Source organism: Alitiscatomonas aceti, assembly GCF_025567195.1.
Taxonomy (GTDB): Bacteria; Bacillota; Clostridia; order Lachnospirales; family Lachnospiraceae; genus Alitiscatomonas; species Alitiscatomonas aceti.
The window spans coordinates 120,509-134,959 of sequence record NZ_JAOQJF010000001.1; the positions used below are offsets into that span (position 1 = coordinate 120,509).

13 protein-coding genes are annotated in these 14,451 nt (G+C 50.6%); 1 reads left to right on the top strand and 12 read right to left on the bottom strand.

Annotated elements, in window-relative coordinates:
* Nucleotides 1-92: 92 nt before the first annotated feature.
* The 6 genes from carB to OCV69_RS00600 all read right to left on the bottom strand — a co-directional run bounded on the left by carB (nt 93) and on the right by OCV69_RS00600 (nt 5,879).
* Complete coding sequence (gene carB / locus OCV69_RS00575; RefSeq protein WP_158358375.1) at nt 93-3,293, bottom strand: carbamoyl-phosphate synthase large subunit; 3,201 nt, start codon at nt 3,291-3,293, stop codon at nt 93-95.
* On the bottom strand, nt 3,293-4,366 hold the full coding sequence (locus OCV69_RS00580) for a carbamoyl phosphate synthase small subunit (RefSeq protein ID WP_022272381.1): 1,074 nt from the start codon (nt 4,364-4,366) through the stop codon (nt 3,293-3,295). Before OCV69_RS00580 ends, carB begins: the two co-directional genes overlap by 1 nt.
* A 197-nt stretch (nt 4,367-4,563) precedes the next feature.
* Nucleotides 4,564-5,175, bottom strand: coding sequence for a manganese catalase family protein (locus tag OCV69_RS00585; protein ID WP_158358376.1), 612 nt, complete (start codon nt 5,173-5,175; stop codon nt 4,564-4,566).
* Nucleotides 5,175-5,480 (bottom strand): spore coat protein CotJB, encoded by a 306-nt coding sequence (locus tag OCV69_RS00590; protein ID WP_262562902.1) that lies wholly within the window; start codon nt 5,478-5,480, stop codon nt 5,175-5,177. Before OCV69_RS00590 ends, OCV69_RS00585 begins: the two co-directional genes overlap by 1 nt.
* The gene (locus OCV69_RS00595; RefSeq protein ID WP_022272378.1) at nt 5,473-5,658 is read right to left on the bottom strand and encodes a spore coat associated protein CotJA; all 186 of its coding nucleotides are present in this window, start codon (nt 5,656-5,658) and stop codon (nt 5,473-5,475) included. Before OCV69_RS00595 ends, OCV69_RS00590 begins: the two co-directional genes overlap by 8 nt.
* A gap of 71 nt (nt 5,659-5,729) precedes the next feature.
* Nucleotides 5,730-5,879, bottom strand: coding sequence for a hypothetical protein (locus OCV69_RS00600; protein ID WP_215652882.1), 150 nt, complete (start codon nt 5,877-5,879; stop codon nt 5,730-5,732).
* A 199-nt stretch (nt 5,880-6,078) separates the two neighbouring features.
* Between OCV69_RS00600 and OCV69_RS00605 the strand changes: the two genes are divergently transcribed.
* Nucleotides 6,079-6,801 (top strand): CAP domain-containing protein, encoded by a 723-nt coding sequence (locus OCV69_RS00605; protein WP_158358377.1) that lies wholly within the window; start codon nt 6,079-6,081, stop codon nt 6,799-6,801.
* A gap of 222 nt (nt 6,802-7,023) precedes the next feature.
* On the opposite strand, the gene gap is transcribed toward OCV69_RS00605, so the two are convergent.
* From gap to OCV69_RS00635, 6 genes are all read right to left on the bottom strand, one after another.
* Nucleotides 7,024-8,043, bottom strand: a complete 1,020-nt coding sequence (gap, locus tag OCV69_RS00610; protein WP_022272375.1) for a type I glyceraldehyde-3-phosphate dehydrogenase — start codon at nt 8,041-8,043, stop codon at nt 7,024-7,026.
* Nucleotides 8,044-8,273: 230 nt separating this feature from the next.
* Entirely contained in the window at nt 8,274-8,963 is a 690-nt protein-coding gene (locus tag OCV69_RS00615) for an MBL fold metallo-hydrolase (protein WP_158358378.1), read from the bottom strand.
* A 483-nt stretch (nt 8,964-9,446) separates the two neighbouring features.
* The gene (locus OCV69_RS00620) at nt 9,447-10,820 is read right to left on the bottom strand and encodes a PhoH family protein (protein ID WP_158358379.1); all 1,374 of its coding nucleotides are present in this window, start codon (nt 10,818-10,820) and stop codon (nt 9,447-9,449) included.
* Between the two features lie 439 nt (nt 10,821-11,259).
* A complete protein-coding gene (locus OCV69_RS00625; protein WP_158358380.1) occupies nt 11,260-12,309 on the bottom strand; it encodes an electron transfer flavoprotein subunit alpha/FixB family protein in 1,050 nt (349 codons plus the stop codon).
* Between the two features lie 54 nt (nt 12,310-12,363).
* The gene (locus tag OCV69_RS00630; RefSeq protein ID WP_022274193.1) at nt 12,364-13,146 is read right to left on the bottom strand and encodes an electron transfer flavoprotein subunit beta/FixA family protein; all 783 of its coding nucleotides are present in this window, start codon (nt 13,144-13,146) and stop codon (nt 12,364-12,366) included.
* A 57-nt stretch (nt 13,147-13,203) separates the two neighbouring features.
* Nucleotides 13,204-14,355, bottom strand: a complete 1,152-nt coding sequence (locus tag OCV69_RS00635; protein WP_022274192.1) for an acyl-CoA dehydrogenase — start codon at nt 14,353-14,355, stop codon at nt 13,204-13,206.
* Between the last annotated feature and the right edge of the window lie 96 nt (nt 14,356-14,451).

Consider the following 14,451-nt stretch of genomic DNA (forward strand, 5'->3'; position numbering starts at 1 on the left):
TTTTTGAAAAAATATGCATTTTATCCATTCCGTATAAATTTTTATGCATACCACCCGAAGGCGGTATGCATAATGGATAATCATTTATGGATTTAGATGTCTGCGATATTGATGAGCGTAAGCTCCTGGGCACGGTTCTCCATACTGGTCACCAGGGCCCTGGCCGTATCAATGGCTGTAAGGACCGTTACGCCGGTCTCGATGGCGTTTCTGCGGATGATAAAGCCATCGTGGCTGCGCTCGGCTCCCTGGGCCGGGATGTCGATGACCAGGTCGATCTCATGTCCCAGGATCAGATCCAGGATATTGGGAGACTCCTGCTCGATCTTGCGCACAGGGATGGTCACTACGCCCTTCTGGTACAGGTACCGGGCGGTTCCGTTGGTACAGAAGATCCGGTAGCCCTGGGCCTTGAAGCGGGCGGCAATGTCCACCATCTCCTCCTTATCGGAATCGCGGACAGTGATGATCATGTTCTTATACTTGGGCAGCTTGATACCTGCGCCCTGGAACGCTTTATAAAGGGCCTCGTTGAAGGTCTTAGCGATACCCAGGCACTCTCCGGTGGATTTCATCTCCGGCCCCAGGCTGATGTCTGCGCCGCGGATCTTTTCAAAGGAGAATACGGGCATCTTGATCGCAAAGTAATCGGCCTCTTTCTGGAGTCCGGGAGTATAGCCCAGTTCCCTGATGGTGTGGCCGCAGATGATCTGGGTCGCCAGGGGAACGATGGGGATCCCCGTTACCTTGCTGATATAGGGAACCGTTCTGGAGGAACGGGGATTTACCTCGATGATGTAAACATCCTCTCCGTCCACAATGAACTGGATGTTGATCATTCCCTTTACATGAAGGGCCCTTGCCAGCTTTTCTGTATACTCCACCAGGGTCTTCTTATTGCCCTCAGTGATGCTCTGGGCCGGGTAAACGGAGATACTGTCGCCGGAATGGATACCGGTACGCTCGATATGCTCCATGATACCCGGGATCAGGATATCGGTGCCGTCGCAGATGGCGTCCACCTCGATCTCCTTGCCCATGATATATTTATCCACCAGGATCGGATGCTCCTGGGCGATCTGGTTGATGATGCCGATGAACTCGTCGATATCCTCGTCGCAGATGGCGATCTGCATGCCCTGGCCGCCAAGAACGTAGGAGGGGCGCACCAGTACCGGATAACCCAGCTCGTTGGCTGCCTTTTTGGCCTCCTCTGCTGTAAATACGGTCTGCCCCTTAGGTCTGGGGATGCCGCACTGCTCCAGGATCTCATCAAACCGCTCTCTGTCCTCGGCCGCGTCCACGTCCTCGGCTGCGGTTCCTAAGATCGGGACACCCATTTTCATCAAAGCCTCCGTCAGCTTGATGGCTGTCTGGCCGCCGAACTGGACAACGGCTCCGTCGGGCTTCTCGATATCCACGATGCTCTCCACATCCTCAGGAGTCAGAGGCTCAAAGTACAGCTTGTCGGCAATATCAAAGTCCGTGCTGACGGTCTCCGGGTTGTTGTTGATGATGACGGTCTCATAGCCCTCTTTCTCAAAGGCCCAGGTGCTGTGTACGGAACAGAAGTCAAACTCGATGCCCTGGCCGATCCGGATGGGGCCGGAGCCCAGGACCAGCACCTTCTTCCTGCTGGTGGTTCCGTCCGCCTCATTCTCACTGCCGAAGCAGGAGTAGTAATACGGCGTCTCAGCCGCAAACTCAGCGGCGCAGGTATCCACCATCTTGAAGGCGGCGCGGATGTTGTTCTCATAGCGCATGGCCTTTACCTCATCCTGGGAAAGACCTGTGAGCCTTGCGATCACGTTATCCGGGAATTCGATGCGTTTTGCTTCCTTTAAGAGCTCCGGAGTCAGATCTTTTCCGGCGGCCTTAAGGGCAGCTTCCATCTCCACCAGGATCGCCAGCTTGTCGATGAACCAGATATCGATCTTTGTGATCTCATGGATCATGTCATAGGAGAAGCCGCGGCGCAGGGCCTCGGCGATGACCCAGATCCGGCGGTCATCCACACGGTTCAGCTCCTCTTTAAGCTCCGCGGATGTAAGTCCGGAATAGTCATAAGAAAGGAGGCAGTCCACGTGCTGCTCCAGGGAACGGATGGCCTTCATAAGGCCGCCCTCAAAGCTGGTGCAGATACTCATGACCTCGCCGGTAGCCTTCATCTGGGTTCCCAGGCTGTGGCTGGCGTTGATGAATTTATCAAAGGGAAGACGCGGCATCTTCACGACTACATAGTCCAGCATGGGCTCAAAGCTGGCGTAGGTTTTTTTCGTTACGGCGTTTTTGATCTCGTCTAAGGTATAGCCCAGGGCGATCTTGGCGGCAACCTTTGCAATGGGGTAGCCGGTGGCCTTGGAGGCCAGTGCAGAAGAACGGCTCACTCTGGGGTTTACCTCGATCACGCAGTATTCAAAGCTGTTGGGATTTAACGCGTACTGCACATTGCAGCCGCCGGTGATCCCCAGCTCAGTGATGATCTTTAAGGCGGAGGTACGGAGCATCTGGTACTCCTTGTCTCCTAAGGTCTGGGACGGAGCCACAACGATGGAGTCGCCGGTATGAACGCCCACCGGATCGATGTTTTCCATGTTGCAGACGGTGATCACGTTTCCGGCGCCGTCGCGCATTACCTCGTACTCGATCTCCTTCCAGCCGGCAATACACCGCTCCACCAGGACCTGTCCCACACGGGAAAGGCGCAGGCCGTTTTCCAGGATCTCAGCGCACTGCTCCGGATCTTCTGCAATACCGCCGCCGGAGCCGCCCAGGGTATAGGCCGGACGAAGCACCACCGGATAGCCGATCTTTTCTGCCACGGCCAGACCGTCCTCCAAGCTTTCCACGATCTCGGACGGAGCCACCGGCTCGTTGATCTTTTCCATGGTCTCCTTGAACATTTCACGGTCCTCGGCCTTTTTGATGGTCAGAGGCGTGGTTCCGATGAGACGCACGTTATTTTTTGCAAGGATACCGGCCTCTTCCAGCTCCATGGCCAGGTTTAAGCCGGCCTGGCCGCCCAGGGTCGGGAGAACGCTGTCGGGCTTTTCCTTCATGATCAGCTGCTCCACCACCTCTGTGGTCAGCGGCTCAATGTATACCTTATCGGCAATGTCCTTATCGGTCATGATCGTGGCCGGGTTGGAGTTTAAGAGCACGACCTCCACGCCCTCCTCCTTTAAGGAACGGCAGGCCTGGGTTCCTGCATAGTCGAACTCTGCGGCCTGGCCGATGATAATGGGGCCGGAGCCGATCACTAGTACTTTCTTAATATCTGGGTTCTTTGGCATTATCTTCCCTCCTCCATCATACGCATAAAGCGGTCAAACAGGTATCCGGAATCCAGAGGACCGGGACAGGCCTCCGGATGATACTGCACGGTGAAAATATTCTTTCCCACATACTTTAAGCCTTCGTTGGTCTTATCGTTCACGTTCACGAATGCCGGGACAGCCACGCTGGGATCCAGGCTTTCCTCATCGACTGCATAGCCATGGTTCTGGGAGGTTATGTATACCCGTCCTGTTTCCAGATCCTTGACCGGATGGTTTCCACCGCGGTGGCCGTATTTCAGCTTATACGTCTTCGCTCCGGTAGCCAGGGCCATTAACTGGTGGCCCAGACAGATGGCAAAGATCGGAACGCTGGACTCATATAACTTCCTTACTTCCTCAATGATCCCCACGTTCTCGGCCGGGTCTCCGGGGCCGTTGGATAACATGATCCCGTCGGGATTGGTCTTTAAGATCTCTTCAGCCGGAGTATCTGCCGGATAAACCGTCACCTCGCAGCCTCTCTTATTTAAATTCCGGGCAATATTGTCCTTTGCACCGCAGTCCAGCAGCGCAACCTTTTTTCCGTCTCCGGGAAGCACATAGGGCTTCTTCACAGAGGTCTTTAACACAACGCCCTTCACCGTATACTGACGGATCTTCTCCTTCACTTCCTCCAGGTCATAGTCCCCGTTGGTGGTGATCATACCGTTCATGGTTCCTTTTTCTCTTAAGATCTTCGTAAGGGCTCTTGTATCGATTCCGCTGATACCTGGAATATCCTGTTCTTTTAAGAAATGATCGATGGTGTCCCCGCTTCTGAAATTGCTGGGAATTCTGGATAATTCTCTGACAATATAGCCGTCCGGCCATGCCTGTCTGGACTCCATGTCCTCACGGCAGATACCGTAATTGCCAATTAAAGGATAAGTCATTACCACTGCCTGTCCCGCATAGGAGGGATCGGTAAGGACTTCCAGATAACCGGTCATGGATGTATTAAACACAATTTCACTGATTACTTCTCTGGAGGAGCCGATGCTTGTTCCTTCAAACACAGTTCCGTCTTCCAGTATTAAATATGCCTTCATGACGCCACCCTTTCTTTTTTGTTATCCGGGCTTTTCTATTTTAGCCCAAATTTTCACTATTCTATCATATTCATATGGTTTTTGCAAGCGGTTGCTGTCGATTTCTGGATTTTTTTTAGGAACAATTTTCAGATCCCCTTCTCAGAGCAGAAATCCGGCCCGGAAGCTCAGATCCGGGCTCCGGGCCAGGGTTCTTCTTATGATTTTAAAAGCTTTTTGTCAAACTCGGGGTTAAAATAATAATAGTTGGACGGATCCAGTTTCTCCTTGACCTTTTCCAGGGCCTCTCCGAACCTCTGGAAGTGGACGATCTCCCTGGCCCTTAAAAATTTCAGCGGGGCCAGCACGTCCGGATCATCGATGACCCGGATCAGGTTCTCATAGACCACCCGCGCCTTCTGTTCCGCCGCCAGGTCTTCAAAAATATCTGTGACGGCGTCTCCCTTACTCTGGAACTCGCAGGCGTTGAAGGGGATGCCTGCCGCTGCCGCCGGCCAGAGCCCTGTGGTATGGTCGATATAATAGGCGTCAAAGCCGGCCGTTTTTGCCTGCTCGGGAGTCAGGTTCCTGGTGAGCTGGTAAACCATGGCGCAGATGATCTCCAGATGTCCCAGCTCCTCGGTGCCGATGTCCGTCAGGAGGCCGCCCACTTCCTTACAGGGCATGGAATATCTCTGGGCCAGATACCGCATGGATGCCGACAGCTCCCCGTCGGGGCCGCCAAACTGGCTTAAGATCAGAGACGCTGTCCTGGGACACGTATTCTTAATGTTCACCGGATACTGCAGCCGTTTCTCATAATTCCACATTATAAAGCGCCTCCTTCCCATGGCATTGGTCCGTCTGACCAGGTAAAGTGCTTCTGGTCCGGGTATTTTGTGAGACTTCTGCTCTGGTTGTTGGTATCCGGGCATACCAGATCCATGGTCAGAGGCTCGAACTGGTCCGCGCGGATCTCCATCAGCTCCCTCCGCTTTTTCGATGCCTCCGAAAACGCCTTCAGAGCCTCCTGATCTGTGGGGTGGGTATCCAGATACAGAGTCAGATCGTTGACCATGAAGCTGGCCTCCCCGATCTTCTTCATAAGCTGCATACGGTCCATATTGTTATCCATGGAGCCCGCCTCCTTTCTCCGCCGCATAAAAGGGCTGGTCCAGGGACGGGAACACGGTGCCCTCCCGCAGGGCTTTTTCTGGATCGTACAGGGTCTCCCAGGGCTGGACTGGAGCCTGGACCATGGCCAGGACCGGAGCCGCCGGGACATTTCCATTTTTACACGTACAAAAATCCATTGCGCACACTCCTTTCGGGACTGACTTTGTCCTCCCCTTCAGTATGTGCCTGCAATGGATTTTCACACTGGTTAACCTTCGCCTTCCTTTACAATTTTGTCCAGAATGCGGATCAGGTCGTGGATGGACTGGATATCCTCTCCGCGGCTTAGGATCACATCCTGGAGCTCCGGCGACAGGCTGTTGAATTTTTCTCTGACATTCGGAGAAATATATGGCATATGATCACCCCATTTTTTAGTATGGGATATGCGCTCTTTTTTATACCGGTATTCCGGACCTCCTTTTTCCATTTCTGGAACGGACTTCCATCCCTTCCATCCCTTCCCTGGTGCAATGGAAGGAATTGTATGGTAAGATCTGTTTTGTAATATTTTATAACATTTTCGTAACATTTTCGTAATACAAGGAGGTACCCATATGAAAAAAACAGGATTTTATGCTATAACAGCCGCAGCCGTCCTGGCCGCTGCGGGAGCCGCTCCACTTTCTTCCCAGGCAGCCCAGGATCCATACCTGGCTGCGCCGGGCCGTGTGGCCGCCGTTTTTTCCGTCCCTGCCCCGGCGGTGGGAACCCTTCCAGGACTTTCGGGCCTGATCCGTTTCCCCATATGTACGGAAAAGCCGTCCATACCCCAGGCACCGGAATGGCCGGATACTCCTCTGATCCCGGAACAGCCAGACGCTCCCCAGTCTCCGGAACTGCCGGACGCCCCGGAAAACAATGGTTCACCCGAAACTGACGGCGGCGTCCAGGAGCCGGAAGCAGAGACCCCCGCAGCCCAGGTACTCGCTCTGGTAAACGCCCAAAGAGCCCGGGCCGGTCTTGGTTCCCTTTCCCTGGATCCGGAGGCCTCAAAAGCCGCAGGAGTCCGCGCCCGGGAGATCCAGATCTCCTTTTCCCATACCCGGCCCGATGGAAGAGACTTCTCCACCGCCCTCTCGGAAGCCGGGGCTTCCTTCCGCGCCTCCGGGGAAAACATCGCTTATGGCCAGAGATCGGCAGAGCAGGTCATGGACGTCTGGATGAACAGCGCCGGCCACAGGGCCAATATCTTAAATCCCGGATACTCGCGGATCGGCATCGGCCATGTGAAGGACAGCCGCGGCGTAGATCACTGGGTCCAGCTTTTCCTAAACTGACCGGAAGACCGTCCGGGTCATATGGAACGCCCGGCAGCATGAACCTGTACCAGGAGTATTCCATAAAAAAGAAGCCGCAGCATCGCGGCTTCTTTTTTAATCGTATGGTTCATAATCGTAATGACGAATGTATATGTCCCTTACAGAGATATGGTCTGGGTACGGCTGCTATTTCTGCATTTTCCGGTCATTGCCTTTTGTATCAGCTGATCTTCGGCAGGATTATGCCAGGTCCACGCGATTCATATATCTGATCAGACGGAAAATCTGGCTGGTGTAACCCCATTCATTGTCATAGAATGCGATCAGCTTAAAAAAGTGGGAGTTTACCTGAATGCCTTCCCTTGCATCGAAGCAGGAGGCGTGGGAATCGCCGATAAAGTCCGAAGATACCACCTCGTCTTCGATATAGTCCAGGATCCCGGAAAGCTCATTTTCACTGGCTTCCTTCATCTTCCGGCAGATATCCTCATAGGATGTCGGCGATTTTAACGCCACGTTCAGGTCCACGATGGAAACGTCGGAAGTCGGAACACGGTAGGAAATCCCGTTCATTTTATCCTTTAAAGAAGGGATCACCAGAGAGATCGCCTTTGCTGCTCCTGTGGTGGATGGGATAAGGTTTCCAAACACCGAGCGGCCCGTTCTCCAGTCCTTTAAGGATCTGCAGTCCACCACCTTCTGCTTTGCTGTTGCAGAATGGATCGTGGACATGAGTCCATATTCAATACCGTAATGATCTTCAAGCACTTTACAGATGGGGGCAAGACAGTTTGTGGTACAGGATGCATTGGAGACCACCATCATATCCGGTCTGTATGTTTCATGGTTGATGCCCATAACAAAGGTGGGAGTCACATCGTCCTTGGCCGGCGCCGTTACGATCACTTTCTTTGCGCCTGCCCGGATGTGCGCCATGGCCTTTTCTGTGGTGCAGAAAGCGCCGGTGGCGTCGATGATGTACTCGGCTCCGCACTCTCCCCATGGGATCAGCGAGGCGTCGCTCTCAGAGTATACCGGGATCTTCTGTCCGTTTACGACGATCCCGTTTTCATACGTATCCAGGGTTCCCTGAAAGCGGCCGAATATGGAATCATATCGGATCATATATACCATATACTCTAAATTTGCGTTGCGGACATTGATCCCGCATAAATGAAACTCTTCCGGTTTGTCGATGGCGATGCGGAATGCGACTCTTCCTATACGTCCAAATCCGTTGATGCCAATTTGAATTGCCATTGCAAATGTACCTCCTATAAAAAACATACCTTTTTCATTGGATGGCAATGACTTTTGCAGTAAATAACCGTGAATTGCTGTAACCCAAGGCCAGTGTAACATAAGTGTTCAGAAAAAGCCAGTGATTCGGAGGTAATTAAACATTTAACGGGATTGGCATTTTTTTTACAATAAAACTTCCTTTTATTTCCGACCCAGGAGGAAAAAGCTCTGGCTGTGATCCGCCGCTATCACAGGATGCTTTCCAGGTAGCACAGCAGGTCCTCCTTCCCCAGCGGTTCACAATGGCTGAGTATGCAGTATTTACAGTCCATGGAACGGATGGTCCGGATCAATGAAGCCAGCTTGTCCCGATCCATATATCCATCGTTAAAAAAGTCTTCGCTGGTGGAATCACCTAAAAATAAGACCTTCTCTTCCGGTATATAAATACAGGCCGTGTCTTCTGAATGCGGCGCTTCTGTATGAAAGATCCGGGCGGTCATTCCTCCCAGATCCACGGTCATTCTGTCCGAAAATTCCAGGTCTGACAATACAATATCCAGCCTGTCCAGATCTGCATATTCTCTTCTGAAATGGATGTCCTCTCTTTTCAGCGCTTCGATATAACCGAAGTCCTCCGCCTCTTCCTGCTGTTTTTTCAGAAACTCATTGGTCTTTTCATGGGCAATGCTGACCCCGCTGACCGCATGCATCCCGAAGCTATGGTCATAATGCCAATGGGTGATCACAGTAAAATCCGGCTTTTTTAAATGCTCTGCTTCGATGGCCCTGTAAAAATCTGCCACATGAGAAGACGAATATCCCGCATCAATGGCCAGAGACCATTTATCTCCCCTGATATAAGCTAACATCGGCCTGTCTGTTTCCGATTCATGTTCCAGATAATAGATCCGATCCGTTAATCTCTTTAATCCCATTTCCTGTCCCACCTTTCCGGCAATAATTCCTTCAATGTCATTTTCCTGTCGTGGTCAATGGCTGCCTGCTCCGCGCAGATCCCAATAGAGCATGGCCGGTCTATATTATAGTATATTCCATCTGACAAATAGTTTCAATTATTTTCCCCTTTCTTTTCCCCGTCTCATCGCCTTCTTAACGCCCTCCAGAACTCCAGTTTTTTACAGATAATCCTTCAGGGTATCCCTCACCTGCCCGGCATATGGAGATCAATATCCCACTTGATCTGAAATCTCAGTTCTTTTAAAAAAGGAAAAGCTTTTCCTCTCAATAACCATAGAAAATCATAATAAAAATGCCGTTACACAGAACAAATGTTGCTCCTGTAACAGCATCTTTACCCAAAATCCATTTTCCTCAATATCCGCGTTAATCTCTGTAAAATCTTTTTACAATTCTAATTTTCTTTTCCCTTTTATTTTCTCCATATCCCATGAAATTCCCTACAAACGCTGGATCGCCTCCGTGGCCAGAGATGACCGTTCACACTCCTCCGGCAAAAGAGTGATCTGCCAGCATAATGGACTTCCTTTCATGTGCTCCGCCGCATAGCTGAGCCCATTGGTCCTGTCGTCCAGATAGGGACGGTCGATCTGATTGGGATCTCCCAGGAGAATGATCTTCGTTTCTTTTCCTGCACGGGTAATGATTCCCTTGATCTGCGCCGGGGTCATGTTCTGCGCCTCATCTATGATCAGATACGTCTTAAGGATCGACCTTCCCCTGATGAAAGTCAGGGCTTCCGTCTGAATCAGCCCCCTATCGAAAATCTCCTGTATCTTGTCCTGCAATTCTCTTTCATCCGAATATCTTTCCCGGTCATTGGAATCCACCAGTTGTTCCAGGTTGTCCATAATCGGACGCATCAATGGAGAGATCTTTTCCTGCTCGTTTCCCGGAAGAAAACCAATGTCAGAGTCAAAAAGCGCATTGGGCCTGCAGATCAGGATCCTCCGATACTCCCCGGACGGATCATTGAGCACCTTTTCCAGGCCTACCGCCAGGGAATAAAATGTCTTACTCGTTCCTGCCATTCCCTTTACAATAACAAGCGGCGCTTTTTCTGCCGGCTGCATTAAGGCTTCCTGGAAGAAATATTGTCCTACATTTCTTGGACTGACACCATACGGCGTTGACTTCCTGTATTCTAATTTCCGGATAATGCCTTTTTCAACCCTCCCCAGCTGGGTCTTTTTGGATGACTGGTCTGCCCTTAAAATGATAAACTCATTTTCAAACAATTCCGGATGGATACACGCTCCATTACTGTCACAGCAGTATACGCTCTCCACCGGTACTCCTTTTTTCTTAAAATCCTTAAACAGAACCTCTGGAACAAATACTTCTTTCCGCCCCAGATACTGCTCCTCATGCCCAGCCACCTGTTCTGTTGTAAAGTCCTCTGCCTGGATTCCAAGAAGCTGCGCTTTGATACGCAGAAGAATATCCTTTGTCACAAGGATCACTTGTTTCGGACTCTCCTTTGACAATCCAATACAGACCTTCAAGATCCGATTGTCCGATTTATGATCTGGGAGATCCTCTGGCAGTTCTACGTTCAGATAATTTTTTTCCACCCGCAGGATACCGCCATGCCCCGTATACACTCCCTCCAGCAGATTTCCCTTTTCTCTGTAAGCATCCAGAATACGGATCACCCTGCGGACATTCGCCCCCTTTTCTCCCTCTTCTTTTTTCAGATTGTCAAGCTCCTCCAAAACAGTCATCGGCAGGACCACTTCATTTTCCTCAAAGCATTCGACGGCATACGGTGCCTGGATCAGTACATTGGTATCCAGGATATAGATTTTTTCCATAAAAAACCCCTTTACACATTTATTGTTTTCAGAGTACGATCTGACTCCACTCTGAAACTTCTTTTCAAGATTACCACCGAATTGTGTAATCTATCACCCTGTTATAATAAAATCTGTGTAAAAAAGAAATGACGTGCATTCTTTGCACAAAAAAGAAGCCCTCCCGGCCAGTTCACTGGACACGGTCAGGCTTCTTATGGTCATACCGTTCTAAAAGTTGTTCTTCCGTTCTTTTTTATGTTCTTCCGTTTTGCTAAGTGTCCTTCCGTCCTCTTTTATGTTTTTCCGTTCTGCTAAATGTCCTTCCGTCCTCTTTTATGTTTTTCCGTTCTGCTAAGTGTCTTTCCGTCCTCTTTTATGTATTCCCGTTCTAATGATTGTACTTCCGTTCCACATGTGGTTGTTTATTCTGATCAGATTTTATGTTTCAGCTTCGCTCTTATTTGCCAGCTGCTGCTTTTGCTTCTTTGATCTTCTGGGTAAGAACCGGAACGATCTTGTTCAGGTCGCCTACTACGCCGTAATCGGCAACGTCGAAGATCGGAGCAGACTCATCTTTGTTGATGGCAATGATGATGTCGGACTCTTCCATACCAGCCACGTGCTGGATGGCTCCGGAGATACCGATGGCAAAGTAAACATGGGGACGAACAGTCTTACCAGTCTGTCCAACCTGAAGATCCTTCGGCTTCCAGCCAGCGTCTACAACTGCACGGGAGCAGCTTACGGTGCCGCCGATGGCCTCAGCCAGCTCATCGAGGATCTTGAAGTTCTCCGGGCTTCCTACGCCGCGGCCGCCGGAAACAAGGATCTTTGCATCCATGATATCGGCAACGTTGGAAACAGCCTTAACGACTTCCATGATCTCAACGTATTTCTCGTTGGGAACAAATCCGGGATTGAACTCTTCGATCTCGGCCTTTCTTCCAGCCTCACGCGGAAGCTTCTGCATAACACCGGGACGAACGGTTGCCATCTGCGGACGGAATTCCGGGCAGGCGATGGTTGCGATGGTGTTTCCGCCGAATGCCGGACGGGTCATAAGAAGCTGGTTGTGCTTCTGCTCCTTGCCCGGTGTGGGAACCAGCGGGAAATCGCCGATATCCAGCTGTGTACAGTCAGCGGTCAGACCTGTATGGATGCGTGCGCAGACACGGGGACCAAGGTCACGGCCGATGGCTGTTGCACCGATCAGGAATACGTCCGGTTTGTACTTCTCGATCACAGAGGACAGAGCATGGGTATAGGGCTCAGTTCTGTACTCTTTTAATTCCGGATCATCTACAACGATGACTCTGTCAGCGCCGTACTCGCCAAGGATCTCAGTCAGTCCCATTACGTTGGAACCTACTAAAACTGCTGTTACAGTAGTATTTAAATCTTTTGCTAAGTCTTTACCTTTGCCGATCAGCTCCAAAGCGATGCTGCTCACTTCGTTATCAACCTGCTGCGCAAAGACATATACACCCTTATATTCTTCCAAGTTCATTACTGTTCACCACTTTCTTTATTCTATGAATTCGCTTTTTGACGTAGCTGTATCTTACAGCACGTGCTTCTCTGTAAGTTTGTCCACAATATAATTTACAGAAGCTGTCGGATCCAGAACAACCTTTTCACCGGCGCCCTTTCTTACCTTGTCAGATGCCTTTGCGATCTGAGTCGGGGATCCCTTCAGACCCAGGTTGGAGTCCAGAACGTCCTTTAAGTCGTTTCTGCCCCATACAGTGATGTCCTTCTTATATGCGTCAAAGATTCCGCCCGGAGTCATGTAACGCGGCTCATTTAATTCAGAAAGTGCTGTGATCAGACACGGCATCTTTGCTTTTAACATATGATATCTGTCATCATACTGACGTTTTACGATCACAGAATCGCCGTCGATCTGGATCTCCTGTGCATAGCTGATTACCGGGATCCCAAGATGCTCGGAGATCTGCGGTCCAACCTGTGCGGTATCTCCATCGATCGCCTGACGGCCCGTGATGATCAGATCGTAATCCAGGTTTCTTAAAGCGCCTGCCAGAGTCTGGGATGTGGCCCATGTGTCTGCACCGCCGAGCACACGGTCTGTAACGAGGATACCGTTATCAGCGCCCATAGCCATAGCCTCACGAAGAACCTCCTCAGCCTTCGGAAGACCCATGGTAACAACTGTAACCTCTGCACCATACTGGTCCTTTAAGCGGAGAGCTGCCTCCAGACCTGCCTTATCATCCGGGTTCATGATTGTGAGCATTGCTGCTCTGTCAAGAGTTCCATCTGGTTTAAACTTTACGCCGCCCTTAGTATCCGGCACCTGTTTAATACAAACAACTACTTTCACTGTATTTCACTCCTTAATTATTCGTTTATTTTCCGGTTTTTTTCGTGCTGTCAGATCTTATTTTAACAGAGCGCTGGAGATTACCATTCTCTGAACTTCGCTGGTACCCTCATAGATCTCTGTGATCTTCGCATCGCGCATCATGCGCTCTACGTCGTACTCTCTGATGTAGCCATAACCACCGTGGAGCTGGACAGCCTTGGTTGTTACTTCCATAGCAACCTCTGCTGCATACAGTTTTGCCATAGCTGCTTCAACAGAATATGTCTTCTGTGTTGCCTTTGCAACGGCTGCGCGGTATACCATGTACTGTGCGGCCTGTACCTTTGTCGCCATATCAGCAAGCTGGAACTGTGTATTCTGGAACTGACCGATCGCGCGGCCGAACTGCTTTCTTTCCTTTACATACTCGATGGTTCTCTCCAGAGCGCCCTCTGCAAGGCCAAGAGCCTGGGCAGCGATACCGATACGTCCGCCGTCAAGAGTATGCATAGCGATCTTGAAGCCCTCGCCCTGCTTTCCTAACATATTTTCCTTCGGAATGCGGCAGTCTGTAAAGATCAGCTCATATGTAGCGGATCCTCTGATACCCATCTTTTTCTCTTTTGTACCGAAGCTGAATCCCGGAGTTCCTTTTTCTACCAGGAATGCGGAGATCTCCTTCTGCATTCTGCCTCTCTTCTCAACCATTCCTGTAACAGCGATGATCACATAAACGTCAGCCTCTTTACCGTTTGTGATAAAGATCTTGGAGCCGTTTAGTACCCACTCGTCGCCGTCCAGAACAGCCTTTGTCTGCTGACCCTGGGCATCTGTACCAGCGCCCGGCTCAGTTAAGCCGAATGCGCCTAACTTTTCGCCCTTTGCCAGCGGAACCAGATATTTCTGCTTCTGCTCTTCTGTACCGTAGGTCTGGATCGGATCACAGCAAAGAGAGGTATGTGCGGAAACGATAACGCCTGTGGTACCGCATACCTTGGACAGCTCCTCTACGCACATTGCATAGCAGAGCGGGTCGCAGCCCTGTCCGCCGTATTCCTTCGGAACCGGAATTCCCAGGAAACCGTTCTTAGCCATTTTTTCAACGGTTTCTCTCGGGAAATGCTCTGTCTCGTCAACTTCCTGAGCGAGAGGCTTAACTTCTTTTTCAGCGAAATCATGGAATAATGTTCTCGCCATCTCATGCTCTTTACTTAATGTAAAATCCATGTTTTTAGTTCCTCCTTGTGAATTGTATCATATATAACATAAGAGAATGTGGATGCGGCATCCTCTCTATGTTCCCAGACATACAGTCCGGCCCGT

Bases quoted from the DNA above. Each gene is read 5' to 3' on its own strand.
- carB (WP_158358375.1), bottom strand. From the start codon at position 3,293: ATGCCAAAGAACCCAGATATTAAGAAAGTACTAGTGATCGGCTCCGGC.
- OCV69_RS00580 (WP_022272381.1), bottom strand. From the start codon at position 4,366: ATGAAGGCATATTTAATACTGGAAGACGGAACTGTGTTTGAAGGAACA.
- OCV69_RS00585 (WP_158358376.1), bottom strand. From the start codon at position 5,175: ATGTGGAATTATGAGAAACGGCTGCAGTATCCGGTGAACATTAAGAAT.
- OCV69_RS00590 (WP_262562902.1), bottom strand. From the start codon at position 5,480: ATGGATAACAATATGGACCGTATGCAGCTTATGAAGAAGATCGGGGAG.
- OCV69_RS00595 (WP_022272378.1), bottom strand. From the start codon at position 5,658: ATGGATTTTTGTACGTGTAAAAATGGAAATGTCCCGGCGGCTCCGGTC.
- OCV69_RS00600 (WP_215652882.1), bottom strand. From the start codon at position 5,879: ATGCCATATATTTCTCCGAATGTCAGAGAAAAATTCAACAGCCTGTCG.
- OCV69_RS00605 (WP_158358377.1), top strand. From the start codon at position 6,079: ATGAAAAAAACAGGATTTTATGCTATAACAGCCGCAGCCGTCCTGGCC.
- gap (WP_022272375.1), bottom strand. From the start codon at position 8,043: ATGGCAATTCAAATTGGCATCAACGGATTTGGACGTATAGGAAGAGTC.
- OCV69_RS00615 (WP_158358378.1), bottom strand. From the start codon at position 8,963: ATGGGATTAAAGAGATTAACGGATCGGATCTATTATCTGGAACATGAA.
- OCV69_RS00620 (WP_158358379.1), bottom strand. From the start codon at position 10,820: ATGGAAAAAATCTATATCCTGGATACCAATGTACTGATCCAGGCACCG.
- OCV69_RS00625 (WP_158358380.1), bottom strand. From the start codon at position 12,309: ATGAACTTGGAAGAATATAAGGGTGTATATGTCTTTGCGCAGCAGGTT.
- OCV69_RS00635 (WP_022274192.1), bottom strand. From the start codon at position 14,355: ATGGATTTTACATTAAGTAAAGAGCATGAGATGGCGAGAACATTATTC.